Here is a 26,472-nt window from a genome sequence, read left to right on the forward strand (position 1 = left end):
CGGTGGACACCGCGCACGACGATCTGGGGCAGATCTGGACCACGGTCCTCACGAATCTGCTCAACGACCCGGACATCTCCGCACACCACAAGGGCTTCCTCGCCGGAGCCGTGCCCAAGGGGATGATCGGGGACTCCATCGTGGTGCTCGCCGTCCCCTCGGAACTCCACCGCCGGAACCTCGAGAACAACCTGCGCGAACCTCTCACCCGTGAGATCACGAGGATCGTGGGCCACAGCGTGAGCTTCGCGATCGCCGTCGGCACCACACACATGGAGCCGGAGGCGGCAGCGGACGAGGCCGTCTCCGCCGCGGGCGGGGACGGAGGAGCGGAGGGGCGGGCCTCCGATCGGGCCACCCACACCACCTTCGCGGATCTCGCCGCGCAGGCCGCCGATCCCTCACACGCCCCGCAGCCCGCAGGTCAGGACGCGGAGCGGCAGCAGACGCAGGAGAGCGAGCGGGCACGGCAGCGGACCGCCGGCGGAGCCGCAGCGCGGTTCTCCCCCGCGGACACTGCCTCCCTCCAGGCCACCGCGCAGCAGGCCGCCTCCGCCCAGAGCCCTCTGCGGCAGGAGGCTCCCGCGAGGGGCGGCGCCTACGGCGAGCAGCGGGACGCGCGCAGCCATGACGGCAGCCGGACCACACGCGCGGAGGGCTCGGCCCCCGCCTTCTCGCACACGGGCACACCGGCCCCCCATGGGCCCGACGGCGAGACCTCCACGAGCCTCCTCAACCCCAAGTACACCTTCGACGCCTTCGTCGTGGGAGCGTCCAACCGCTTCGCCCATGCCGCGGCGTTCGCCGTGGCGGAATCGCCGGCCAAGGCGTACAACCCCCTCTTCATCTACGGGGACTCGGGACTGGGCAAGACGCATCTGCTGCATGCGATCGGCCACTACTCCCAGCAGCTGTACCCCAAGATCAGCGTGCGGTACGTGTCCAGTGAGGAGTTCGTCAACGACTTCATCAACACGGTCGGCTCGCAGACCACCTCGAACACCCTCCGGCCCGCGTTCCAGCGGCGCTATCGCGAGGTCGACATCCTCATGATCGACGACATCCAGTTCCTGCAGGGCAAGGACGCCACGGTCGAGGAGTTCTTCCACACCTTCAACGCCCTGCACAACGAGGACAAGCAGGTCGTCATCACCTCCGACCAGCCGCCCAAGATGCTCAAGGGCTTCGAGGAGCGGCTGCGTTCCCGGTTCGAGTGGGGGCTCCTCACGGACGTCCAGCCGCCGGACCTGGAGACCCGCTTCGCGATCCTGCGGAACAAGGCCTTCTCGGAGAAGCTCGACGTCCCCAACGAGGTCCTGGAGTACATCGCCAGCCGCGTCTCCTCCAACATCCGTGAGCTGGAGGGCGCCCTCATCCGCGTGACGGCCTTCGCCAATCTCAACGACCAGATCATCGACGTGGGCCTCGCGGAGACGGTCCTCAAGGACTTCATCACGCAGGACGACACCCCGGAGATCACCGCTGCGGACATCATGGGGCAGACCGCGGCCTACTTCGACCTCTCCCTGGAGGACCTGCAGGGCACCAGCCGGTCCCGGACGCTCACCACCGCGCGGCAGATCGCCATGTACCTCTGCCGCGAGCTCACGGAGCTCTCGCTGCCCAAGATCGGCCAGGAGTTCGGGGGCCGTGACCACACCACCGTCATGCACGCCAACAAGAAGATTCGAACGCAGATGGCCGAGCGGCGGACGCTCTACACCCAGGTCACCGAACTCACGAATCGCATCAAACAGCAGCATCGACTCTGAACGCGGCAATACACAGCTGTGGAAAACTCGGTGGATAACTGCAGGTGCGCGGTGGACGGAGCGGGGGACGGTCCCACATGCGGCTGTGGGGACCTGTGAGCGGCGCAGAGGGGGATGCACAGGCGTCCACCGGCAGCGCCGGGCGGATGCACACTGCGTGCACCGGCGGAGGGAGGGCCCGATCCCAGGAGTCGCAAGGGAAAGGAGGAGTTCGTCCACAGTGTCCACATGGGCTACTTCTGAATACTATGAATATCTACGCGCGCATGAGAGCGTGACCGCGCACTGCGAACGATTGATACTCGAGTTGCGAAAAGCGTAACGAGGGTGCTGTGCGTGCACGCACACTCCCCTGCCCGGATATTCGAACGCCGGGTCACGCGGATTCGCTCCTGATTCCCTACGTGGGCTCCCGGCTCGCTGGTACGCCTTGGTACAAATCCCGCCGCGGCTGCGCCGCATCCCACGGATGGCGGGGCAAGTCAACGGAACACGCCGGTGAGGGCGGATATTGCCGTGCTCGCGTCCTCCTCCGTGGGGTAGAGTTCTTTCCTGCCCATCGGCCCACTACGCCCAGGAGAGTCGTGAACGCAGCAGCCGAGCAAGTGAAGTTCCGAGTCGAGCGCGATGTCCTCGCAGAGGCGGTCACCTGGACCACCAAGGCTCTCCCCCAGCGGCCCTCCGTTCCCGTGCTCACCGGTGTGCTCCTCACTGCGGAGGCGGACGGCACCGTGCGCCTCTCGGTCTTCGACTACGAGGTCTCCTACCGCACGGAGATCGCGGCCGAGGTCGAGGTGCCCGGCACGTTCCTGGTGTCCGGCCGTCTCCTCGCGGACATCTCGAAGGCTCTCCCCCAGCAGCCCGTGACACTCGAGCTGAGCGGCGGCAAGGTGGACCTGACCTGCGGCTCCTCCCGGTTCTCGCTCATGACGATGCCGGTGGACGAATACCCCGCCCTGCCCACGGTGCCGGAGCCCACGGGCACGCTCTCGGCATCGGCCTTCCAGCACGCGGTGGGCCAGGTCGCCATCGCCACGAGCAAGGACGACACCGTCCCGATCCTCACCTCCGTGCGCATCGAGATCGAGGGCGACAAGGTCGCGCTGCTCGCGACCGACCGCTACCGGCTCGCCGTCAGGGAGTTCACCTGGCATCCCTCCTCCCCGGACATCTCCCGCGCAGCCCTCATCCGCGGCAGGACCCTGGCGGACGCGGCGAAGTCCATGGGCGGGGACATCCGGATCTCGCTCTCCGAGTCCGGCGGCAAGGAGATGCTCGCCTTCTCCGCCAACGGCCGCGAGACGACCTCGCTGCTCGTGGAAGGCGACTACCCCAAGGTGCGCTCGCTGTTCCCCAAGGACGCGCCGATCACCGCCGTCGTGGAGACCGCCGCCCTGCGCGAGGCCGTACGCCGTGTCGCGCTCGTGGCCGAGCGCAACACCCCCATCCGCTTCGAGTTCGCCGACGGCGCGCTCACGCTGCGTGCGGGTGCCGGGGACGACGCCCAGGCCTCCGAATCCCTGCCCGCGCAGATCACCGGCGGCGACATCACCACCGGCTTCAACCCGGTCTTCATCACGGAGGGGCTCTCGCAGATGGACCACTCCTTCGTGCGCTTCTCCATGACGGAGCCCAAGAAGTCCGTGGTCATCACGGGGCAGGAGGAGCTCGACGGCGAGCACGACGACTCCTACCGCTACCTGCTCATGCCGATCATCCGGTTCTGATCCGCGCCCGCCAGACCCGTCCGCGCCTCTGCGGCGGGCCGTCGTCTCAGGGAGGAGGGATCCCAGCGTGTGGGTGAGCAGGCTCGCACTGCGCGACTTCCGCTCCTATGACTCCCTCGACCTCGAGCTGTCCCCGGGGGTCACCTCCTTCGTCGCCCCCAACGGCTGGGGGAAGACGAATCTCGTCGAGAGCATCGGCTATCTCTCGCGCCTGCGCTCCCACCGCGTCTCCCAGGACCTGCCGCTGGTGCGTGCGGGTGCGGAGCAGGCGGTGGTCTCCGCCCGCGCCCACCGCGGGGAGCGCTTCGTCACCGCCGAGGTGACGATCAGGGCCAAGGGCGCCAACCGTGCGAGGATCAACCGCTCCGGAGTGCGCGTGCGCGAGATCCTGGGCCTGGTCCCCTGCGTGGTGTTCGCACCGGAGGACCTCGGTCTGGTGAAGGGCGACCCGGCGGAGCGGCGCGACTGGCTGGATTCTCTCCTCGCCGCACGCAATCCGCGCTTCGCCGGTGTGCTCGCGGACGCCGAGCGTGCTCTCAGACAGCGCAACGCACTGCTGCGGAGCCTCAAGCAGAACCCGGACCCGGCGCTGGAGAGCACCCTCGACATCTGGGACAGGGCCTTCGCCGAGGCCGCCGCCGCGCTCGTCGTGGGCCGTCACCGGCTGCTGGCGGATCTGGAGCCGCACATCGCAGGCCACTTCTCCCAGCTGGCGGCGGATGCCCGCGAGTCCCGCCGGAGCGCCCGTGCGTCCTACTCCTCGCGCATCGACTACTCGGCGGTGGACTTCCGCACAGACACGGCGGCGGAGCGCGCGGTCGAGGTGGTGGTCGAAGCGCTGGCGCAGCGTCGTCGCAAGGAGATCGACCGCGGTCTCACCCTCGTCGGACCGCAGCGCGACGACGTGGTGCTGTCCATCGGCGACGTCCCGGCGAAGGGCTATGCCTCCCACGGGGAGAGCTGGTCCCTGGCACTCGCCCTGCAGCTGGCCGGCTGGGATCTGCTCCGGGAGGACTCCGGCGATCCGCACGACCAGCCGGTCCTCGTCCTCGACGACGTCTTCGCGGAGCTGGACAGCGGCCGGCGGGCTCGGCTGGCGCACACCGTGGCGCAGGCGGAGCAGGTGCTCATCACCTCGGCGGTGGGAGCCGAGGTGCCCGCGGAGCTCACCGGCTCCGTCGTGGACCTCACCGCCATCGCGAGGCCGCGGTGACCCCGCCGCGGGAACGCTCCGGAGCGCGGGGGGACGTGCCGGGAAGCGCGGATCTCCCGGGACCTGCCGAGCCGCAGGAGCAGATGGGTGCGGTGGACCGGACCCGCCGTCCGCTGTCCGGAGCCGCACAGGAGGCGCTCGATCGGGTGCGCCGCATGGCCGACCACGAGCCGCGGCCCGGCAGCCGGTGGACCGGACCACGGCGGGCGTCCGGCGGCGGGACCGTCGGCCTCGGCGGCGGCGACCGGGCCCCGGGCGAGGTGTCCTACACGGCTGCCGGAGCGGATCCCCGCGATCCGCGGCCCCTCGACGGCATGTTCTCCAGGCTCGTGCAGAAGCGCGGCTGGACGACGAGCCTCGACGTCGCCGCGCTGACGACGCGGTGGGACGAGCTCGTGGGACCCGCCGTCGCCGCGCACTGCACGGTGGAGCGGTTCGAGCCGCCCACGCTGGTGGTGCGGACGACCTCGACGACCTGGGCCACGCAGCTGAAGATCCTGCGCGAGGGCCTCCTGGACAAGCTCGAGCGCGAACTGGGCCGGCGCGTGGTGGAGGATCTCGAGATCCGCGGACCGGAGCAGCGGACGTTCACGAAGGGCCGGCGGAGCGTGAAGGGCCGGGGCCCGAGGGACACATGGGGGTAGGCACACGTGCGCGCCGGCTGCGCGCGGAGGCCAGAGGCTAGGCTGGATCCCACACCACAGAGGAGACTCATGCGCTTTGCGAACAGCGTCACGGATCTGATCGGCGGAACCCCGCTCGTCAGGCTGAACAGCGTGACCGAGGGCATCGAGGCGACCGTGCTCGCCAAGCTCGAATTCCTGAACCCCGGCGGCTCCGTCAAGGACCGGATCGCCGTGGACATCATCGACGCGGCCGAAGCCTCCGGTGAGCTCGCACCGGGCGGCACCATCGTCGAGCCCACCAGCGGGAACACCGGTATCGGGCTGGCCCTGGTCGCTCAGCTGCGCGGCTATCGCTGCGTGTTCGTCTGCTCCGACAAGGTCGCCCCGGAACGCCTGGCCGTGCTCCGCGCCTACGGGGCGGAGGTCGTCGTCACGCCGTCCGCCGTGTCCGCGGACCACCCGGACTCGTACCTGTCCGTCGCCCGGCGGCTGGCGGAGGAGACCCCCGGCGGCTACATGCCCAACCAGTTCGCCAACATGCAGGGGCCGCTGAGCCACTACGCCACCACGGGCCCGGAGATCTGGCAGGACACGGACGGCCGGATCACCCACTTCGTCGCCGGGGCCGGCACCGGCGGCACCGTGAGCGGCACCGGCCGCTACCTCAAGGCGGCCTCGGACGGCTGCGTGCAGGTGGTCGTCGCGGACCCGCACGGCTCGCTCTACTCCGCCGGGGATCCCTCGGAGCACGCGGCCTACGACGTGGAAGGTGTCGGGATGGACTTCTTCCCCGACACCTTCGACAGGAGCATCCCGGACCGCTACGAGACGGTGGACGATGCGGAGTCGTTCGCGATGACCCGCAGGCTCGCCCGCGAGGAGGGACTGCTGGTGGGAGGTTCGAGCGGGATGGCGGTCGTCGCGGCGCTGCGCACGGCGCGGGAGCTGCCCGCGGACGCCGTGGTGGTGGCGCTGCTGCCGGACACTGGCCGCGGCTACCTGGGCAAGGTGTTCGACGACGACTGGATGCGTTCCCGCGGACACCTTGCGGATGCCACGGGCGCGGAGGCGGCTGCGGACACCGGCCGGGCCGCCGGCGCAGACACGAGCGCGGATCCGGAGACCTCGGCATCCGCACCGACGACAGGAGACACTCAGTGAGCGATGCACAGCGGCGCGCGGACGGCTTCGACACCCAGGCCGTGCGTGCCGGACAGGACCACGACCCCACCACCGGCGCGGTCATCCCTCCCCTGCACCTGTCCACCACCTACGCCCAGGACGGGATCGGCGGTCTGCGCGGCGGCTACGAGTACGGTCGCAGCGGCAACCCCACCCGGGACGCGCTGCAGCAGCAGATCGCGGCACTCGAGGGGGCGGAGCACGCGCTTTCGTTCGCCTCGGGACTGGCGGCGGAGGATGCGCTCCTGCGGGCCGTGCTGCGTCCCGGCGACACCGTGCTCATGGGCGATGACGTCTACGGCGGCACCCACCGCCTGGTGGCCCGCATCCTCGAGCCGTGGGGCGTGAACCTGCGGATCGTGGACATCACGGACGCCGAGGCCGTGCGCGCCTCGCTGGAGGAGGTCCCCGCCCAGGTGCTCTGGGTGGAGACGCCGTCCAACCCGCTCATGCGGATCAGCGACATCGCCGCACTCGCACAGCTGGGGCACGAAGCGGGCGCGACGGTCGTGGTGGACAACACCTTCGCCTCGCCGGCGCTCCAGCAGCCCCTGGCGCTGGGGGCGGACGTGGTGGTCCACTCGACCACGAAGTACCTGGGCGGGCACTCCGACGTGGTGGGCGGCGCCGTCGTCACCAGCGACGCGGAGCTGTACGAGGCGGTGAAGTTCCAGCAGTTCGCGGCGGGGGCGGTGAGCGGGCCGCACGACGCCTGGCTCACCAGCCGCGGACTCAAGACGCTGGGCATCCGCATGGAGCGGCACAGCCGCAACGCCGGACTGGTCGCGGGCTTCCTCGCCCAGCACGCCGCCGTCGCGCAGGTCTACTACCCCGGCCTGGAGACGCATCCGGGTCATGAGATCGCCGCGCGGCAGATGCGCGGGTTCGGCGGAATGGTGTCGCTGGCGCTGTCCTCCGGGGAGGAGGCGAGGCGGTTCGCGGAGAGCCTGCGGCTGTTCACCCTCGCGGAGTCCCTGGGCGGGGTCGAGTCGCTCGTGAACTACCCGGACGCCATGACCCACGCCTCCGTGCGCGGGACGGAGCTGGCGGTGCCCGAGGAGGTGGTCCGGCTCTCCGTGGGCATCGAGACCGCGGACGACCTCCTCGACGATCTGAACGAGGCGCTCGGGAGGCTCTGAGCGCTCCGCCCGCCGGGTGGGGACCCGCATCATGAGCGACGAACATCCTGAGCCCGAGAGCTACCAGCGGCGGACCATCGAGCTCGAGGCTCTCTTCGAGACGGCGGGCGAGCTGTCCTCCCTGCACCACGTGGACGCGGTGCTCGGTGCGATCGTGCAGCGCAGCAGGCAGCTGCTGGCCAGTGACGTGGCATATCTCATGCTCCTCGACGAGGCCCGCCGGCAGACCTACATGCGGGTCTCCGAAGGGATCCAGACCCAGGAGTTCCACGGCATATCCCTCGACTACGGGGAAGGGCTCGGCGGACTGGTGGCCAGCACCGGCATGCCGCAGTGGACCCGGGACTACCGGTCGGACGAGCGATTCGCACCGAAGATCGGCGAGGTCGTGCGGGCGGAGGCCCTCACCGCGCTGCTGGGCGTGCCGCTGAAGGTCGGGGGCCGGGTTCGGGGCGTCCTCTTCGCCGCGGACCGCCGCAGCCGGGACTTCACCCATCGCGAGATCGCCCTCCTGACCTCTCTGGCGAATCATGCGGCGATCGCCCTCGACAACGCCGAGCTGCACGAACAGACCCAGCAGGTCCTGGAGAAGTGGCAGTCGGTCAGCCGCAAGGTGGCCGAGCAGAACCGGACGCTCGAACGTGCCTCGGAGTTCCACGAACGGCTCACGGGACTCGTGGCGGCCGGGGTCCCGCTGGGCGAGCTCGCGGAGGCGGTCGCGCAGTTCCTCGGCGGTGCGGTGGCGGTGCTCGCCGACGACGGGACGCTGCTCACCCCGGTGCGGGATGCTGTGGAGCTGCCCACGGCACGGGAGCTCGCAGCCGTCTCCGATCCGAGCGGGTCCGGATCCGCCCCCCTGGGTGAGGGTGTGGAGAGCGGATCCGGACGCCACGTGGTCGTGGCTCGCACGGGGGCGCGCAGACTGGGATATCTGTTCTACGAAGGACCGGTGCTCAGCTCCACCGATGTGCGTTCCCTGGAACGGGCGGCCCTCGTCACCGCGCTCACGATCCTGCACAAGCGCGCGGACGAGGAGGCCCGGAGCCGGGTCATGGGCGAGCTCATGGCGGAACTGGCGGTGCGTCCCGGCGGCGACGAAGCGTGGCTGCACAAACGGGCCGCGGCGGTGGGGATCACGGTCTCAGGACCGCCCTATGCGGCCGTGTCCGTACTGGAGAGTGCCGAGAGCGGAGGTCTGGACCGCCTGGACGCCGTGGTGCGCACTGCGCGGGAGTACGGCGGTCTGGCCAGAGCGCAGGAAGGCGAGATCTCTCTGCTCGTCGGCGGTGAGGACCCGTCCGCCCTCGCCCGGTGGATCTCCGCGGACCTGGAGCAGCGGCTCCACACGCCGGTGGCGGCGGGAGCGGCCGGTCCCTATCCGACCCTGTGCGAGGCGGCACGTGCGCTCCCACGGGCGCGCACGTGTGCCGGCGTGCTCGCCATGACCGGGCGGTGGTCGCAGGGGGCGGCGCCCGAGGACGTCGGGCTGTACACGCTGCTGTTCAGCGAAGCCGGGCGGGAGAGGATCGAGGAGTTCGTCGCGGAGACCCTCGGGCCGGTCCTCGAGCACGACGGGCGGAGAGACGGACGGCTGCTCGAGACCCTGCGTGCGCACTTCGACCACGGCAGCCAGACGGGTGCCGTCTCAGCGGCGCTGATGATCCATGTGAACACGCTCTATCAGAGGCAGGAGCGCATCGACGGTCTCCTCGGTCCCGGATGGCGGAGAGGGGAGCAGTCGCTGCAGGTGCATCTGGCAGTGCGGCTGCGCGATCTTCTCCGCGGCACCGGCTGAGACCTGGTCCGGTCCGATGACGGTATTCCTCACACTGGCTTCCGTGGACGAGTGTGAGAACTGACATTGTTCGTGGGTGCCGCTGTCACTAGCGTCGTCTCCACGACCGCGTGCTGCCGGCGACGCCGCAGGCATCCGCGCTCCACTCGCTCTGAATATGGAAGGTTGGACAATGGGGTCCGTTTCCGTCGTCGTCATCATCGTCGTGTACTTCGCAGTCATGTTCGCCATCGGCCTCTGGGCCAACCGGAGGACGAAGTCCTCCAAGGAGTTCCTCGTCGCCGGACAGTCGCTCGGATTCTTCGTCATGGCGATCGCGAGCTTCTCCTCCATCCAGAGCGGGTGGGGGATGGTCGGCAACACCGGTGCCGTCTACGACATCGGCATCTCCGCGCTGCTGGGCGCCGCCATGCTGGTGCCGCTCGGCTTCGCCCTCGCGTGGTTCCTCCTCGGTGCCCGCCTGCACCGCGCGGCCTCCGTCCACGGGGCGTACTCCGTGCCGGATCTGGTCAAGGTCCGCTACCGGAGCAGGTCCGCCCACACGGCCATGTCGGCCGCCATGGCCGTGGGCGCAGTCGCGTACATGACCTCGCAGATCTCCGCCATGGGGATCATCGCCTCGCTGCTGCTCGGCACCTCTGTGCAGACCGGCGCATGGATCGGCGCTGCGGTCGTGGCGATCTACACGGTGGCCGGCGGGATGCTCGCGGCGGTCTGGACCGACCTCATCCAAGGCCTGCTGATGATCGTGATGTCCGTGGCGGTCTTCTTCCTCGCGCTCTTCGCGGCCGGGGGATGGTCGTCCGTGCTGCTCACCACCTCGGCGGCCGACCCCGACTTCCTGTCCCTCACGGGTCCCCAGTCCGAGGCCTTCATCTTCGGCTACATGGCGCTCCTGCTCTTCGGCGCGGCCGGACAGCCGCAGCTCATCACCAAGTTCCTCATGCTCAAGGACAGGAAGGAGCTGAAGTGGGGCGCGCTGGTCTCCGGCCTCGCCTACGGAGTGACGACGCTCTTCAGCCTGGGCATCGGGCTCTCCCTCAAGGCGATGGTCCTCACCGGTTCGGCGGAGGCTCCCGCGACCATCGACAACACGACCACCGACTTCCTCTCGCAGTTCACCAGCCCCGCCGTGGCCGGCCTCGCACTCACCGCGCTCCTCGCCGCGGTGATGTCGAGCGCATCGAGCTTCATCACGATCGGTGCTGCGGCCGTCGTGAGGGATCTCGCGACCGCGCTCGGCGTGAGGGTGGAGCGCGAGCTGCTGTGGAGCCGGGTGATGTCAGCGGTGATCACGGTTCTCGCGGTGCTCCTGGTCTTCTACCTCTCGCAGGCCATCTTCATCCTCGGGGCGATCGGCTGGGCCGCCTTCGCAGCCGCCATCCTGGGACCGATAGGGATCGGGATCCACTGGCGCAGAGCGACCGGGGCCGCGGCCACGGCAGCGGTGGCGGTCGCCCTCGGCTTCAATCTCCTCATCGTGCTCCTGGAAGCCAGCGGCCTCCTCGTCGTCGCGCCGCACATGCACATCGGCGGGATATCGCTCATGCTCTCCGTCGTGGTCTTCGTCTGCGTCTCCCTCCTCACGCCGCGGGAGCGGGCGGAGCAGCTGTTCCGGGAGTTCGACGCAGCGGCATGCCCGGACGGGACGTCCCCGTCTTCCGGGCGGGGCGCCGGTGTCCCGCAGAGCGAGAACCCCGAGGAGGAGAACGGACATCGGGCAGTGGGAATCCTGGTGGGTGCCGTGACCGGCATCTCCGCGATCATGCTGGCGGGCATGCTCTTCGACCTGCCGGACCTGATCATCTACCCCACTCCGCTCATGGTGGGGCTCGTCATGATGCTCGGCTGCCTCGGCAGCGGAGCATCGCTGTCGGCCGTCCGCGTGCCGCTCCTCGGCTACACCGCCGTGCTCCTCATCCTCATGACCGCGATGGCCGCCACCAGGGACTCGTCCGTCCTGTTCGGCGGTCTCCCCCTCGCGACGGGGATCCTCGTCTACGTGCTCTGGCCGTTCAGCACGCTCAGCGCGGGGCTTCTCTACGCCTGGATCTACTCGTCGGTGCTGAGGCGCGTGCCCGCCGGCGCTCTTCGGGAGGCGGCACACCGATGAGCGATCCGGATGTGCTCATCGTCGGCGCGGGACTCGCCGGAGGCATGACCGCAGCCGTTCTCGCGGAGCGCGGACTGGACGTCCACTGCCTCGAGCAGGGCGACTGGCCCGACTACTCCGCGCCGGTCCACCCGCTCGCCTTCGACCCTGAGACGCACCGGCGATGGCCTCGGCTGCCGAATGAGAGGAACTCCTCCGCCGACTACCCGCTCACGGCCGAGGACTCACCCATCGATCCGCTGATGTGGAACGGCGTGGGCGGCAGCACGGTCCTCTACCTGGCCAAATGGCATCGGATGCTTCCCGGCGACTTCCGCGTGCGGTCCTCGGACGGAGTGGGGGCGGACTGGCCCTTCGGATACCAGGAGCTGGAGCCCTGGTACACCGAGGCGGAGGCCCAGCTGGGCGTGAGCGGTCTCGCCGGGGACCCCGCCTACCCTCCCGGGGGCGCACCTCCGCACCCGCCGCTCCCCCTCCGCGACTTCGGCAGACGCATGGCCCACGCCCTCGACTCCCGCGGCTGGGCCTGGTGGCCCGGCGCGTCCGCCGTCTTCCCCCGGGAGTCCGCGGCGTCACTCCCCTACTCGGCGGCGGCCGCCGGCCATGACCTCGGAGCCGTCAGCACCGGCCGGCGAGCGACCGTCAAGGCCTCGGCGGACGTCTCCCACTGGCCCGGCGCACTACGTGCGGGGGCACGGCTGACCACCGGAGCGCAGGTCCGTCGCCTGCTCCTCAGCCGCGGACGCGCCGACGGCGTCGAGTACTGCGACGCGCAGGGACGGATCCGGACCATGCGGGCGAAGCAGGTCATCCTCTGTGCGAACGGGATCGGCACCGCGCGTCTGTTGCTCGCCTCCGGGGACACCGCCTCGGACAGGGGCGCGGCGAACTCCAGCGGCATGGTCGGAAGGAATCTCATGCTGCATCCGCTCGCCGCCGCCGTGGGCGTCTTCGCCGAGGAGGTCGACGGTGCGGTGTCGCCGCTCGGAGCGCAGCTGCAGAGCACCCACTTCTACGAGACTGATCCCGGACGCGGTTTCGTCCGCGGCGCCAAATGGGGTCTGCAGCCCGCGGGGGGACCGGAGGCGCACCTCTTCTCCTACCCGTGGACGAGCGACCCGGGCCGGTGGGGAGCGGGCTTCGCGGCGACGATGAGGGAACGGCTCGGACATTCCGCCATGTGGTCCATCGTCTCCGAGGATCTTCCGTCGCCGGAGAACCGGGTGCTCCTGGACCCGCGCGTCCGTGATCGTGCGGGAGGCCCGGGTGTGCGGGTGCGGTATCGCCAGGACGGGAACTCCAGGCGGCTGCTCGCATTCCACCTCGCACGGGCATGCGAATCCCTGCGCGCCGCGGGTGCGCACACGGTCCTGCAGGAGCCTCTGGTGCGTGCGAGCGGCTGGCACCTCATGGGAACCGCGCGGATGGGAGAAGATCCGCGCACCTCCGTCACCGATCCGTGGGGCCGCTGCCATGACGTCCCGAACCTGCACATCTTCGATTCGTCCACCTGGCCCACCTCGAGCGGGTTCAATCCCGCTGCCACACAGGCGGCGATGGCGCTGCGCTCCAGCGCCCATTTCCTCAGCGAGGAGTCGTGGTGAGCGCGGAGGAGATCAGGAGGAAGGTCGGAGCGGAGTTCACCGACGAGGAGATCGAGGAGCTGCGAGGCGGAATCGAGGCCGCGGAGGAACAGGACGACAGGCAGCTGCTGGTCGCACTCATCGCCACCGGCGCCTTCGCCCGCAGGCTGGGGGACCCGGTGATGCGCGACGAGCTGAGCCCGGAGCGGAGGACTGCCGCGAGTCCTCCTCCTGCGGATGTGGACCGCGTCATCAGGAGAGTCAGGGACAGAGGCTTCCCCGGCGCGGTGCGCCGGGAGACGAACCAGGAGGGAACGGAATGAGCGGCCAGCCCGCATGGTGGCAGGATCTGGAGGCGGAGACCTTCGCATGGCAGGTGCCGGAACGGTTCAACATCGCGGCGGACAGCCTCGACCCGCATCCCGCAGAGGCGCTCGCGCTCCTCGAACGAGGCGGGAGCCGGGACATCGACATGACGTTCGGGGAGCTCAGGGACCGCGCGCGGAGAATAGCCTCGTGGCTGCTGGAGCGCGGCTTCTCGCCCGGTGACAGGATCGCCGTGTTCCTGCCGCAGAGCTGGGAGCTCGCAGCGGTGCACAGTGCGATCTACTACGCGGGGATGATCGCCGTCCCGCTCACCACCAAGTTCGGCCCCGAGGCCGTGCGCTTCAGAGTCGAGGACTCCGGTGCGCAGGCGCTCTTCGGCCGTCCGGCGGACCTCGGCCGCGTCGCGGAGGGGGTGAGGGAGGTCCCCTGCGTCGTGAGCGTCTCAGACGCATGCGAGCAGGCTGAGACCACTCTCGCGGAGGTCCTTCGGGCAGAAGTCGTCCCCCACCCGCTCGGAGAGACGCGGGCGGACGATCCGGCTCTTCTCATCTACACCTCCGGGACGACCGGAAACCCCAAAGGGGCTCTGCACGCCCACCGCGTCCTCATCGGTCACATGCCCGGGGTGCGGATGACCCATGACGCGTTCCCCCAGCCGGGCGACCTCATCTGGACGCCTGCGGAGTGGGCCTGGATCGGAGGGCTCCTGGACGTGCTGTTCCCCGCCCTCGCCTGCGGCGTGCCGGTCGTCGGGAGCGACGCGCGGGTGACTCCGGAGCTGGCGGTGCACATGTTCGACGAGGTGGGCGTGAGGAACAGCTTCCTGCCGCCCACCGCGCTCAAGCAGATGCGGGCCACGGGGGCCGTGCCCGCGGCGCCGCGGGTCCGGACGCTCACTTCCGGCGGGGAGACTCTGGGGGAGAGCCTGCAGCGATGGGCGCAGGAGGTGTTCGGAGTGGAGGTCAACGAGTTCTACGGGCAGACGGAGATGAACATGACGGTGGGCCAGCACAGACAGAGCCGGCGTCCGGCCCCCGGATCCATGGGACGTGCGGTCCCCGGATTCTCCGTGGAGGTGCTGGGTCCCGACGGCGCACCCGCGGAACGCGGCGCGATCGGCGAGATCGCCGTACGGACCCCCAACCCGGGAGAGTTCCTCGGCTACTGGGGCCAGGCGCAGAGGACGCGGGAGAAGTATCGGGGCGAATGGCTGCTCACGGGTGATCTCGGCACCGTCGGGCCGGACGGCGACCTCGCCTTCGCAGGACGCGCGGACGACGTGATCTCGTCTGCGGGATACAGGATCGGGCCCGGGGAGGTGGAGGAGAGCCTGCTCGGACATCCCGCCGTGGCTCTCGCCGCAGTGGTGGGGGAGCCGGACGAGCTCCGCGGGGAGATCGTCGTCGCCCACGTCGTGCTCAAGGACGGAGCGGAGCCGTCCGACGTCCTCAGACGGCAGCTCGCCGCACACGTGAAGGGCTCCCTCGCCTACTACCAGTACCCCCGGAGGATCGAGTTCCATGACGAGCTGCCCATGACGACGACGGGCAAGATCCAGCGCCGCATGCTGAGGACGCAGCCGTAGGAGGAACAGCGGTCCGGGCCGCCCGGGCCGCTGAGAGCCGTCTCAGCTCCGCCGGGCAGACTGGTGGGATGCTCCAGGACGCTCTCCCCTCCCTCTGGTCCGCCGTCACCCACGCGGCCCCGCACCCGGACGCGCAGACGCTCACCGTCGCCGCGATCATCGCGGCCGCGCTCGTGGTGCCCTCGCCCCTCTGGCGGGTCTCCGGCGTGTGGGTGACGGTCGTGCACGAGCTGGGACACGCCTTCGCCGGGATGCTGCGCGGCCGGACGGGCATGCGCATCCGGGTGAATCGCGACCACTCCGGTCTCACCACCTCCACCGGCCGCACGGACTCCGTCGCGTGGACGAGCTTCTGGGGATACCCCGCCCCGTCCCTCGTGGGCGCGGCGGTCGCCGTCGCCGCAGCGGCCGGATGGGGTGCTGCAGCCCTCGCCGTGATGATGGTCGTGATGCTCGCGGCGCTCGTGTTCATGCGAGGCGCGCTCACCTGGACCGTGACCCTCGTGAGCCTCGTCGCCGGGGCGCTGCTGCTGGCGGAGGGTTCGACGGTGCTGGTCACCGGCGTCGCGGTCACGGTGGGCGCCTTCCTCTGGGCCGGCGGGATCCGGGCGATCGCCAACCTCTCCCGGCTCCACGCCACCGGCCGGGGCCACGGCTCGGACGCCCACGCCCTCGCCCAGCGCACGCGTGTGCCCGCGTTCCTCTGGCTCCTCGTGTTCTGGCTGCTCTCCCTCGCTCCGGCGGCGCTGCTGCTGTGGGCGCTGCGGAGCTGACGAAGACCGGCTCCCGGAGTCGGTCTCGGCGGCGTTCGCACAATCGTCTCTGCGGCCCTGGGACCCTGGGACACGAGACCACCCCCGGCCGCTGCTCCGATGACCTGGATTCGAGGCCTTCTCGTGCCGCTCCTCACTGATTCTGGAGGTTCTTCGCGGTAGGATTGGAGCCAAACCGCCCGAATGCAGATGCTTGCGTGCGAAAGCGCGCCCAGAGGAGACCAATGGCAGCCGAGGAGACACCGCACTACGACGCCGGTGACATCACCGTCCTTGAAGGACTCGAGGCGGTGAGGAAGCGTCCCGGCATGTACATCGGGTCGACCTCGGAGCGCGGTCTCCACCACCTTGTCCAGGAGATCGTCGACAACTCCGTCGACGAGGCGATGGCCGGCTACTGCGACCACATCGAGGTGACCATCCTCGAGGACGGTGCCGTGCGCGTCGTGGACAACGGCCGCGGCATCCCCGTGGCGATGCACCCCACGGAGGGCATCCCCACCCTGCAGGTGGTGCTCACCATCCTCCACGCGGGCGGCAAGTTCGGCGGGGGCGGCTACGCGGTCTCCGGCGGTCTGCACGGTGTGGGCTCCTCCGTCGTCAACGCGCTGTCCTCCCGGCTGGAGGCCGAGGTGCACCGCGACGGCCACGTGTGGCGGCAGGACTACCGGATCGGCGTCCCCACGGGAGAGGTCGTGAAGGGCGAGGAGACGGACACCACCGGCACGATCATCACCTTCTGGCCGGATCCGGACATCTTCGAGACGACGGACTTCTCCTTCGAGGTCCTCCGCAGCCGCTTCCAGCAGATGGCCTTCCTCAACAAGGGCCTGCGCATCTCGCTCGAGGACCGCCGGCGGGTCGCGGTGGACCCGGACGAGGTGCAGCTCGACGAGGAGGCGCTCGACGGCGAGGAGAACGCGGCGGAGGCGAAGACCAAGGCCGTCTCCTACTGCTACGCGGACGGCCTGCTCGACTACGTCGCCCACCTCAACAGCATGAAGAAGGCGGACCTGGTCAACGACCAGATCATCGCCTTCGAGACGGAGGACACGGAGCAGCAGATCGCGCTCGAGGTCGCCATGCAGTGGACGACCTCCTACTCGGAGTCCGTGCACACCTTCGCGAACACGATCTCCACGCATGAGGGCGGCACGCACGAGGAGGGCTTCCGCACCGCGCTGACCTCCCTCATCAACTCCTATGCCCGGGAGCAGAAGCTGCTGCGGGAGAAGGATCCCAACCTCACCGGCGACGACGTCCGCGAGGGCCTCACGGCGGTGATCTCCGTGAAGCTGGGCGAGCCGCAGTTCGAGGGCCAGACCAAGACCAAGCTGGGCAACTCCGAGGCCAAGACCTTCGTCCAGCGCGTGGTCCGCGACGAGTTCGGCCACTGGCTGGAGTCCAACCCGGCGCAGGCCAAGGAGATCATCCGCAAGTCCATCCAGGCCTCGCAGGCGCGCATGGCCGCTCGCAAGGCGCGCGAGGCGACGCGCCGCAAGGGCCTGCTCGAGTCCTCCGGGATGCCGGGCAAGCTCAAGGACTGCCAGTCCAAGGACCCGTTCCGCTCCGAGGTCTTCCTCGTCGAGGGCGACTCCGCCGGCGGGTCCGCCGTGCAGGGCCGGGACGCCATCCACCAGGCGATCCTGCCGCTGCGCGGCAAGATCCTCAACGTCGAGAAGGCCCGCCTCGACCGCGCCCTGGGCAATGCCGAGGTGCAGTCGATGATCACGGCCTTCGGCACGGGGATCGGCGAGGAGTTCGACATCGAGAAGCTCCGCTACCACAAGATCGTGCTGATGGCGGACGCGGACGTGGACGGCCAGCACATCACCACGCTGCTGCTCACCTTCATCTTCCGCTACATGAAGCCGCTGGTGGAGCGGGGCCACGTGTACCTCGCCACTCCCCCGCTCTACCGGATCAAGTGGTCCAACGCCCCGCACGAGTTCGCCTACACGGACCGTGAGCGCGACGGACTGCTCACCGCGGGCCGTGCCGCCGGCCGCCGTCTGCCCAAGGAGCAGGCGATCCAGCGCTACAAGGGCCTCGGCGAGATGAACTACCAGGAGCTGTGGGAGACCACGATGGACCCGGACCAGCGCCTGCTCAAGCAGGTGAGCCTGGACGACGCGGCGCAGGCGGACGAGATCTTCACCGTCCTCATGGGCGACGACGTGGACTCGCGCCGGAGATTCATTCAGGAGAACGCGAAGGACGTCCGCTTCCTCGACATCTGAGCCGGCGCCCGCGCCGGCCGCCGTGCCGCTGACGGCCCACCCTCACTTCCCACCACGAACAGAGAGAGCACATCCACGTGGCAGACGAGCAGAATCCCACTCCTGAGCAGGAACCGGCGGAGATGACCGGTGCCGAGGCCCCGGTGACCTCAGCGGACAGGATCGACCAGGTCGATCTCAACCAGGAGATGCAGCGCTCCTACCTCGACTACGCCATGAGCGTGATCGTGGGGCGTGCGCTGCCTGACGTGCGCGACGGCCTCAAGCCGGTGCACCGCCGCATCCTCTATGCGATGTACGACGGCGGCTACCGCCCGGACCGCAACTTCTCCAAGTGCGCCCGCGTGGTGGGCGATGTGATGGGCCACTACCACCCGCACGGCGACTCCGCGATCTACGACGCCCTCGTCCGCCTCGTGCAGCACTGGGTCATGCGGTATCCGCTCGTCGCCGGTCAGGGCAACTTCGGCTCACCGGGCGACGACGGTGCGGCCGCACCCCGGTACACGGAGTGCAAGATGGCCCCGATGGCCCTGGAGATGGTCCGGGACATCGAAGAGGAGACCGTCGACTTCCAGGACAACTACGACGGCCGCAACCAGGAGCCGGTGGCGCTGCCCTCCCGCTTCCCCAACCTGCTGGTCAACGGCTCCTCCGGCATCGCCGTGGGCATGGCGACGAACATCCCCCCGCACAACCTGCGCGAGGTGGCCGCCGGCGCGCAGTGGCTGCTCTCGCACCCGGACGCCACCAGCGAGGAGGCGCTCGAGGCGATCCTCGGCATCGTCAAGGGCCCGGACTTCCCGGGCGGCGCGACCGTGCTGGGGCGCAAGGGCATCGAGGAGGCCTACCGCACCGGCCGCGGCTCCATCACCCAGCGGGCCGTGGTGGAGGTCGAGGAGATCCACGGACGCACCTGCCTCGTCGTCACCGAGCTGCCCTACATGGTCAACCCGGACACGCTCGCGGCCAAGATCGCCTCCTACGTGCGCGACGGCAAGGTCGCGGGCATCGCGGACCTCCGTGACGAGTCCTCCGGACGCACGGGCCAGCGCCTGGTGATCGTGCTCAAGCGCGACGCCGTGGCGAAGGTGGTCCTCAACAACCTCTTCAAGCACACCCAGCTGCAGGAGAACTTCTCCGCGAACATGCTGGCGCTCGTGGACAACGTCCCGCGCACGCTCTCCATCGACGCCTTCCTGCGCCTGTGGGTCAAGCACCAGATCGACGTGATCGTGCGCCGCACGCGCTTCCGCCTGCGGAAGGCGGAGGAGCGCGCGCACATCCTGCGCGGCTACCTCAAGGCGCTGGGCGCGCTCGACGCCGTGATCGCCCTCATCCGCCGCTCACCGAACTCGGACGAGGCGCGCACGGGACTCATGGAGCTCCTCGACGTCGACGAGATCCAGGCCAACGCCATCCTCGACCTCCAGCTGCGGCGTCTGGCCGCGCTGGAGCGCCTCAAGATCGAGGAGGAGGCCGCCCGGATCGAGGAGCAGATCAAGGACTACAAGGACATCCTCGAGCGGCCGGAGCGCCAGCGGGAGATCGTCTCCACGGAGCTCGACGAGATCGTGGACCGCTACGGCGACGACCGCCGCACGCGCATCCTCGCGGGCTTCGACGGCGATGTGAGCATGGAGGACCTCATCCCGGAGGAGGAGGTCGTCGTCACCATCACCCGCGGGGGCTACGTCAAGCGCACCCAGTCCGCGCTCTACCGCGCCCAGCACCGGGGCGGCAAGGGGATCAAGGGAGCGCAGCTGCGCGGCGACGACGTCGTCAGCCAGTTCTTCGTCACCTCGACGCACAACTGGCTGCTCTTCTTCACCAACACCGGGCGGGTGTACCGCGCCAAGGCCTATGAGCTGCCGGAGGGCTCACGCGACTCCAAGGGCCAGCACGTGGCTAATCTGCTGGCGCTGCAGCCGGACGAGACGATCGCCCAGGTGCTCTCGATCCGCGACTACGACGATGCGGAGTTCCTGGCGCTGGCGACCAAGTCCGGCATCGTGAAGAAGACGCGCCTGAGCGAGTACGACTCCAACCGCACCGGCGGCGTGATCGCAGTGAACCTGCGCGAGGACGAGAACGGCACGGTCGACGAGCTGGTCTCCGCGCGGCTGGTCAACTCCGACGACCACCTGCTGCTCATCTCCCGAGGCGGCATGTCCATCCGCTTCTCCGCCTCGGACGAGGAGATCCGCGCGACCGGACGCGCCACGAGCGGCGTGACGGGCATGCGGTTCCGCGACGACGAGCTGCTGACGATGGACACCGTCACCCCGGGCACCTACGTGTTCGTCGTGACGGAGGGCGGCTACGCCAAGCGCACGCCCATCGAGGAGTACCGGCTCCAGGGCCGCGGCGGCATGGGCATCAAGGTCGCGAAGATCACCGAGGAGCGCGGAGTCCTGGTGGGAGGCCTCATCGTGTCCGAGGGCGAAGAGGTCCTGGTCGTCATGGAGCGCGGTAAGGTGGTCCGGTCGAGCATCGACGAAGTCCCCGCCAAGGGACGCAACACCATGGGCGTAGTCTTCGCGAAGCCAGGCAAGAAGGACCGCATCATCGCCGTGACGCGAGGTCCGGAGGAGGCCGTGGAGGCCGAGGCGGAGGACGCCCCGGCCGCCGAGGCCTCGGACCCGGGCGACCGGGTGCCGGAGGAACCGGAAGTCGAAACCGAAGGTGAAGAGCAGCAGTGAGCGATAACGACCAGAAGCCCGGGAAGATCCTGAGGACATCCAGCGGGCGCACGCGCCTCACCGCCAGCGGAGGCTCCGAGGCCGAGGAGCCCAAGGCCCCGGAGTCGCCTGCGCCGGAGGCTCCGCGTCCCGACGATGCGCCTGCGGCGCCGGAGGTCGCTCCCCCCAAGGGGCCGGCTCCGATGCCCGCACAGGCCTCCGAGGAGGGGGCGGCCGGGTCCGCTCCGACCGGTTCCGCACCGGCTTCCGGTGCCGAGGTCTCCGGCAGCGCCGAGCCCGAGGCGACGGCCGGTTCGCAGCCGCAGTCCGGCAGCGGTCCCGCCACCAGGGTCAGCTCCGCCTCCAAGGGCATGCGGCTCTCCGCCTCCGGGGGTGCCGGTGAGACGCAGGTGCAGCTCGCAGTGAGCGGTGCCGCGCCCTTCGGCTCCGGCCCCAGCTCCCCGCAGCCCGCTCCTGCGGGCCCTGCAGCCGGCGGGGCGAGCGGTTCGCAGCAGGGCTCCTCCCCGGAGGGGATGCTGCCCGGAAGGGTGAAGTCCTCCTCCGGCGGCGTGAAGATGAAGAGCAAGTCCTCGAAGAAGGGACCGCGCACCGTCCGCCTGACGGTGGCGAACATCGACCCCTGGTCCGTCATGAAGATGGCGTTCCTGCTCTCGCTCGCGATCGCCATCGCGATGCTGGTGGCGACGCTGGTGCTCTGGCTGGTGCTGCAGTCCACGGGTGTGATCGGCACCGTGGAGTCCACCATGGAGGAGATCGCCGGTGCGGAGAACGCCGAGGCGATCGTCGGACTGATCGGACTGGGCCGTGTGATGGCGACGGCGTTCGTGCTCGCGCTGGTGAATATCGTGCTCATGACGGCGCTCTCCACGCTCTTCGCGTTCCTCTACAACCTGGGTGCCTCCATCGTGGGCGGCTTCCATCTCACCCTCACGGACGAGTAGCGGCTCCTCCCCCGCACGGACGCCCTCGTGCGGGCGGAGACACCCGCCGGACCCCACGGTCCGACGGGTGTCTCCGTACCGGAGCGGAGGCGATCGTGGGATGGAGGCGGGCGATCCCCTCAGCGCAGTTGGATGTGCCGCAGGTTACTCCCCGCGGGTTTTGCATGGGCCGGGGAGATGGGTATAGTTGTCTCTCGGTTCGGCAAGAACCAAAGGGCCTATAGCTCAGGCGGTTAGAGCGCTTCGCTGATAACGAAGAGGTCAGAGGTTCAAGTCCTCTTAGGCCCACGCATCCTTTCCGATTGGAATGCTGTGAAGAGACTGATGGTTCTGCTTGGAACTGCGACTGCGGCGCTGGGGATACTCGGTGCCGTGAGGAGCAGGCGTCAGGTGAGGGCCAGGCAGTGGTCGCAGCAGACTGACTCGGTGTAGAGTGGATGTCATCTCCGGGGGTATGGCGCAATTGGTAGCGCATCTGCTTTGCAAGCAGAGGGTTAGGGGTTCGAGTCCCCTTACCTCCACTCGAGAGCTTTGAGACAGCAACTCGTACAACGATCCCGCTCAGGTGGGGTCGGTGCCCGGGAGTGATCCCGGGTATGCGGATGTGGCGCAGCTGGTAGCGCATCACCTTGCCAAGGTGAGGGTCGCGAGTTCGAATCTCGTCATCCGCTCGGAAAGAAGGCCCCGGAGGGATCCGGGGCCTTCTGCACGTCCGATCAGCGGGGATGCGGGTCCTGAGCGTCCATCGGCACAGAGCCCCGCACCGCCGCATCTGGTCAGCTGGGACGGTGGGGGAGGGCCACCTCTTCGAACAGGCGCTGCCCGTAGGGAGCGAAGTCCCATTCGTCCGAGTCGTACCATTCGTCGGCGTCGTTGAATCCGCCACCGTCTGCGTAGCCCAGTTCCTCCACGATTGTCGTCCACTTCTCCACGGCGTCCGTCTTCCGGGCCTCCAGATCCTTGCCGATGAGGCCGGACTCCTCGACACCTGCTGTGAGTGAGGCGTTGGTCTCCCCGATGATGTCGCCAGCCTGCCGGTCAATCTCTGTGATCTCGCCTCCGGCACCTTTGAGCTGGCGTACGGCGGCAACGTTGCCCTCTACTAGTAGCTCCGCACTTGCACCGAGACCTGTAGCACCCGAGTCGAAGATGATCTGCTGGTACGCCAGCGGCAGGCGCTGATAGCCGATGCCCGCCACAGTTGCACCCGCCGCACGGCCGGACATGCTGTTCTCCGGCTGCATATAGGCCACATGTGTGGCGATTTCGAGGAGCCCGAGTTCCTCCGACGGCAGCAATTGGGCGATGGTGCAGTTGACGGTACCGCGCTGTAGTGCTTCGAAGGTCTCCACGTACTCCATCGAGACGGGAGAAGCGCCGAGTGCGCTTGCGACTTTCTGATGGGCGACACTGGCGATGCGTACCTGCCGTCCCTTCCAGTCCTCCGGAGCTGTTCCGGCGTCTACACAGACGGCTTGGTGAGCACCTGTGCTGACCATGGGCGCGAGCGGGGTGAGCCCCTTTTCCTCGAACTCGGGGATGAGATAGTCGGAGTTGAAACCCATGTCGACGACCGCTGCGTTGCCGATCATCTCTCCGACCGCAATGGAATTTGGCATACCACCCGAGGCTGTGAGGTAGGCGTCGTAGACGGGATACTCCGCCGGCTTGTAGATGGGTAGCGTGTAGGCGACGTCCACGCGACCGTCTGCGAGGGCATCATCGATCTCTCCATAGCCGGCGATCGCCTGCCCATACACGAGGTCGACGGTGATCTTCCCGCCGGAGCGCTCCTCGACGTACTCTTTAAAACTCGTGGCCGAAAGCGCGGAGATCGAATTGGGCGACTGCGCACCGGCCTGATACGTGATCTCGACAGGATCGAGATCTGTCAGGAGGGCATCGACGTCTTCCTGTGGTGCCCCGTAGGCGAAGCCTTCACCTGAGGCTCCCTCATCAGAGCCTCCGGCGCCCCCGGCACAGCTGCTGGTTGTCAGCGCGACTGCGGCGATAACAGCTGCTGCGCGGGTAGCACCTAAGGGCCAGGGCCTACGTCTGCGACGGTGGCTGAGTCCGGTCTGCTTCATATGTCCTCCTCGTCGAGGGCCGTGCGGCCGCGGCTCGCGGCGGTCTGCTCCCGCCGGGGCCTGGATCGTGTCCTGGTCCGTGCCGCGCCGTGCACATCGTCGTGCATGGACCGAAGCCTAGTGAGTGGACGTTCGACAGGAAAGAGTTGACATCGGCATCAGATTGTGGGGCGCTTCCCCGGCAACCCGCAGCGGACGCACAGGAGCCCGGCACTCCTGCGGGGGAGTGCCGGGCTCCTGTGCGACCCTCCGCCCGGTGGGCCGCGCAGACGGATGCGCGGCCCACCGGGCGTCAGCTGTGAGCGCAGACCTCGGGACCGAGGCTGGCGGACTCAGCGGTGCAGGTCGAAGCGGTCCGCCTCGGTCACGGCGGTCCAGGCCGCGACGAAGTCCTGCACGAACTTCTCACGGGCGTCGTCGCTGGCGTAGACCTCGGCAAGTGCGCGCAGCTCCGAGTTCGAGGCGAAGACGAGGTCGGCACGGGTGCCGGTCCACTTCTCCTCGCCGGTGACCGCGTCACGGCACTGGAACAGCGTGGAGTCCTCGTTGGCGGGAACCCAGTCGTTGCCCAGCTCCAGCAGGTTCACGAACCAGTCGTTCGTGAGCTGGCCGGGACGATCCGTGAGCACGCCGTGCGCGGCGTCCTGGTAGTTCGCGCCCAGCACGCGCAGGCCGCCCACCAGGGCGGTCATCTGCGGTGCGGTGAGGCCCAGCAGCTCCGCACGGTCCACCAGCAGGTGCTCGGCCGGGAAGTCCAGACCGGTGCGCTGGTAGTTGCGGAAGCCGTCGGCCTCCGGCTCCAGGAAGGAGAAGGAGTGGACGTCCGTCTGCTCCTGCGTCGCATCCACGCGGCCCGGGGTGAACGGCACCTTCACCGGAACGCCGGCCTCGGCGGCGGCCTTCTCGATCGCCGCATTGCCGGCGAGCACGATGAGGTCCGCCAGCGAGACGTGCGTGGGAGCGTTCGCCTCGTTGAACTCCGCCTGGATCTCCTCGAGCTTGTCGAGGACCACTGCCAGCTGCGCCGGCTCGTTGACCTCCCAGCTGCGCTGCGGCTCCAGCCGGATGCGCGCGCCGTTGGCACCGCCGCGCTTGTCGCTGCCGCGGAAGCTCGAGGCCGCTGCCCACGCGGTTTTCACCAGCTGCGAGACGGTGAGACCGGAGTCCAGCACCTTCTGCGAGAGCGCTGCGGCGTCCGCGGAGTCGATGGGCTCGCCCGTGGCCGCGGGCAGCGGGTCCTGCCAGGCGAAGTCCTGTGCCGGGACCTCGGGGCCGGCGTAGCGGGCCTTGGGGCCCAGATCGCGGTGCGTGAGCTTGAACCAGGCGCGGGCGAACGCCTCGCTGAAGGCCTTGTGGTCGTCCTTGAAGCGGCGGGCGATCTTCTCGTAGGCGGGATCCACGCGCAGCGAGATATCCGTGGTGAGCATGCGGGGCTCACGGCGGCTTTCCGAGTGCGCCATCGGCACCATGTCCGCGCCGCCGCCGTCCTTGGGACGCCAGTGCCAGTGGCCGCCCTCGCCCCTGACCGGCTCCCACTCGTAGGCGAAGAGGATGTGGAAGAACTCGTTGTCCCAGCGGGTGGGGTGATAGGTCCAGGTGACCTCGATGCCCGAGGTGATCTGGTCGTCGCCCTTGCCGGAGCCGTTGTGGTTCTTCCAGCCGAGGCCCTGCTGCTCCAGCGGGGCGCCCTCCGGCTCCGGTCCCACGTTCTCCTCGTTGTCGGGAGCCGCACCGTGGGTCTTGCCGAAGGTGTGGCCACCGGCGATGAGCGCGAGGGTCTCCTCGTCGTCCATGCTCATCCGGGCGAAGGTCTCGCGGATGTCATGTGCGGCAGCGGCCGGGTCCGGGTTGCCCTCCGGGCCCTCCGGGTTGACGTAGATGAGGCCCATCGTGGTGGCGCCGAAGGGCTTGGAGAGCTCACGGGTCGTGTGGTTGGTGCCGCTGTAGCGGGCATCCGTGCCCAGCCAGTCCGTCTCCGCGCCCCAGAAGACCTCCTCCGGCTCCCAGACGTCCTCGCGGCCGCCTGCGAAGCCGAGGGTCTCGAAGCCCATGGACTCGAGTGCCACATTGCCGGCGAGGACCATGAGGTCCGCCCAGGACAGCGCCTGGCCGTACTTCTTCTTGATGGGCCACAGGATGCGGCGTGCCTTGTCCAGGCCCGCGTTGTCCGGCCAGCTGTTCAGAGGGGCGAAGCGCTGCTGGCCCGCTCCGGCGCCGCCGCGTCCGTCCATGGCGCGGTAGGTGCCGGCGGAGTGCCACGCCATGCGGATGATGAGGGGCCCGTAGTTGCCGAAGTCCGCCGGCCACCAGTCCTGCGAGGTGGTGAGCAGCTCTGCGATGTCCTGCTTGACCTGGGGGAGGTCGAGGGACTCGAAGGCCGCCGTGTAGTCGAAGTCCGGAGCGGTGGGGCGGATCTCCTGGGGGTTGTGTGCCAGGGGACGCAGGTTGAGGCGCTTGGGCCACCACTGCTGGTTGGCGTCGCCCTCCGTGGGGTGGGCCAGGCGCGCGGCCTCGGCCGAGCTCTGCTCCGCCTGTGCGGCCTGCGGCGCCTGTCCGTGCTGGGGCGCCTGTCCGCCACCGGAGTGGACGACGGGGCAACCGGAGCTTTGGTCAGCCATGGGTTCCTCCTGTAGATGCTTCACTGTTATGGGGGATACGTGGGGACGA

17 protein-coding genes and 3 tRNA genes are annotated in these 26,472 nt (G+C 69.2%); 18 read left to right on the top strand and 2 right to left on the bottom strand.

From position 1 onward, the window contains the following. The first annotated feature begins 2 nt into the window (after positions 1–2). From dnaA to Q0A33_RS14225, 18 genes are all read left to right on the top strand, one after another. Positions 3–1,772: a chromosomal replication initiator protein DnaA gene (dnaA, locus tag Q0A33_RS14140; RefSeq protein WP_291798129.1), complete on the top strand. Its 1,770-nt coding sequence runs from the start codon at positions 3–5 to the stop codon at positions 1,770–1,772. Between the two features lie 584 nt (positions 1,773–2,356). Beyond that, positions 2,357–3,499: a DNA polymerase III subunit beta gene (gene dnaN, locus Q0A33_RS14145; protein WP_291798132.1), complete on the top strand. Its 1,143-nt coding sequence runs from the start codon at positions 2,357–2,359 to the stop codon at positions 3,497–3,499. A 67-nt stretch (positions 3,500–3,566) separates the two neighbouring features. Further along, the gene (gene recF / locus Q0A33_RS14150; protein ID WP_291798135.1) at positions 3,567–4,712 is read left to right on the top strand and encodes a DNA replication/repair protein RecF; all 1,146 of its coding nucleotides are present in this window, start codon (positions 3,567–3,569) and stop codon (positions 4,710–4,712) included. A gap of 83 nt (positions 4,713–4,795) precedes the next feature. Next, the gene (locus Q0A33_RS14155; protein ID WP_291798137.1) at positions 4,796–5,356 is read left to right on the top strand and encodes a DciA family protein; all 561 of its coding nucleotides are present in this window, start codon (positions 4,796–4,798) and stop codon (positions 5,354–5,356) included. 69 nt (positions 5,357–5,425) lie between these two features. Beyond that, positions 5,426–6,499, top strand: a complete 1,074-nt coding sequence (locus Q0A33_RS14160; protein WP_363316617.1) for a pyridoxal-phosphate dependent enzyme — start codon at positions 5,426–5,428, stop codon at positions 6,497–6,499. Continuing rightward, on the top strand, positions 6,496–7,659 hold the full coding sequence (locus Q0A33_RS14165; RefSeq protein WP_291798140.1) for a cystathionine gamma-synthase: 1,164 nt from the start codon (positions 6,496–6,498) through the stop codon (positions 7,657–7,659). The genes Q0A33_RS14160 and Q0A33_RS14165 overlap by 4 nt, the downstream gene beginning before the upstream one ends. Before the next feature lie 31 nt (positions 7,660–7,690). After that, positions 7,691–9,454, top strand: a complete 1,764-nt coding sequence (locus Q0A33_RS14170; protein WP_291798144.1) for a GAF domain-containing protein — start codon at positions 7,691–7,693, stop codon at positions 9,452–9,454. Positions 9,455–9,626: 172 nt separating this feature from the next. Next, the gene (locus Q0A33_RS14175; protein ID WP_291798147.1) at positions 9,627–11,567 is read left to right on the top strand and encodes a hypothetical protein; all 1,941 of its coding nucleotides are present in this window, start codon (positions 9,627–9,629) and stop codon (positions 11,565–11,567) included. After that, complete coding sequence (locus Q0A33_RS14180) at positions 11,564–13,171, top strand: GMC family oxidoreductase (RefSeq protein WP_291798150.1); 1,608 nt, start codon at positions 11,564–11,566, stop codon at positions 13,169–13,171. Before Q0A33_RS14175 ends, Q0A33_RS14180 begins: the two co-directional genes overlap by 4 nt. Beyond that, a complete protein-coding gene (locus Q0A33_RS14185; protein WP_291798153.1) occupies positions 13,168–13,473 on the top strand; it encodes a hypothetical protein in 306 nt (101 codons plus the stop codon). The genes Q0A33_RS14180 and Q0A33_RS14185 overlap by 4 nt, the downstream gene beginning before the upstream one ends. Continuing rightward, a complete protein-coding gene (locus Q0A33_RS14190; protein WP_291798156.1) occupies positions 13,470–15,062 on the top strand; it encodes an AMP-binding protein in 1,593 nt (530 codons plus the stop codon). The genes Q0A33_RS14185 and Q0A33_RS14190 overlap by 4 nt, the downstream gene beginning before the upstream one ends. A gap of 68 nt (positions 15,063–15,130) precedes the next feature. Continuing rightward, positions 15,131–15,835: a M50 family metallopeptidase gene (locus tag Q0A33_RS14195; RefSeq protein WP_291798159.1), complete on the top strand. Its 705-nt coding sequence runs from the start codon at positions 15,131–15,133 to the stop codon at positions 15,833–15,835. Between the two features lie 224 nt (positions 15,836–16,059). Then, positions 16,060–18,075 carry a DNA topoisomerase (ATP-hydrolyzing) subunit B gene (gyrB, locus tag Q0A33_RS14200; RefSeq protein ID WP_291798162.1) on the top strand — a complete coding sequence of 672 codons (2,016 nt, stop codon included), beginning with the start codon at positions 16,060–16,062 and terminating at the stop codon, positions 18,073–18,075. 122 nt (positions 18,076–18,197) lie between these two features. Beyond that, positions 18,198–20,777 (top strand): DNA gyrase subunit A, encoded by a 2,580-nt coding sequence (gene gyrA, locus Q0A33_RS14205; protein WP_291798173.1) that lies wholly within the window; start codon positions 18,198–18,200, stop codon positions 20,775–20,777. After that, positions 20,774–21,718 carry a DUF3566 domain-containing protein gene (locus tag Q0A33_RS14210; protein WP_291798164.1) on the top strand — a complete coding sequence of 315 codons (945 nt, stop codon included), beginning with the start codon at positions 20,774–20,776 and terminating at the stop codon, positions 21,716–21,718. Before gyrA ends, Q0A33_RS14210 begins: the two co-directional genes overlap by 4 nt. Before the next feature lie 214 nt (positions 21,719–21,932). After that, positions 21,933–22,006, top strand: a tRNA-Ile gene (locus tag Q0A33_RS14215). Positions 22,007–22,166: 160 nt separating this feature from the next. Further along, positions 22,167–22,239, top strand: a tRNA-Ala gene (locus tag Q0A33_RS14220). Between the two features lie 77 nt (positions 22,240–22,316). Further along, positions 22,317–22,389 (top strand) — tRNA-Gly (locus Q0A33_RS14225). Positions 22,390–22,494: 105 nt separating this feature from the next. Here Q0A33_RS14225 and Q0A33_RS14230 read toward each other — a convergent pair. Together Q0A33_RS14230 and katG are read right to left on the bottom strand one after the other, a co-directional pair. Beyond that, on the bottom strand, positions 22,495–23,805 hold the full coding sequence (locus tag Q0A33_RS14230; RefSeq protein ID WP_291798167.1) for a C4-dicarboxylate ABC transporter substrate-binding protein: 1,311 nt from the start codon (positions 23,803–23,805) through the stop codon (positions 22,495–22,497). A gap of 332 nt (positions 23,806–24,137) precedes the next feature. After that, positions 24,138–26,423, bottom strand: coding sequence for a catalase/peroxidase HPI (gene katG, locus Q0A33_RS14235; RefSeq protein ID WP_291798170.1), 2,286 nt, complete (start codon positions 26,421–26,423; stop codon positions 24,138–24,140). Positions 26,424–26,472: the final 49 nt, after the last annotated feature.

Origin of the sequence: Brevibacterium sp. (genome assembly GCF_022712115.1) — a bacterium.
Taxonomy (GTDB): Bacteria; Actinomycetota; Actinomycetes; order Actinomycetales; family Brevibacteriaceae; genus Brevibacterium; species Brevibacterium salitolerans.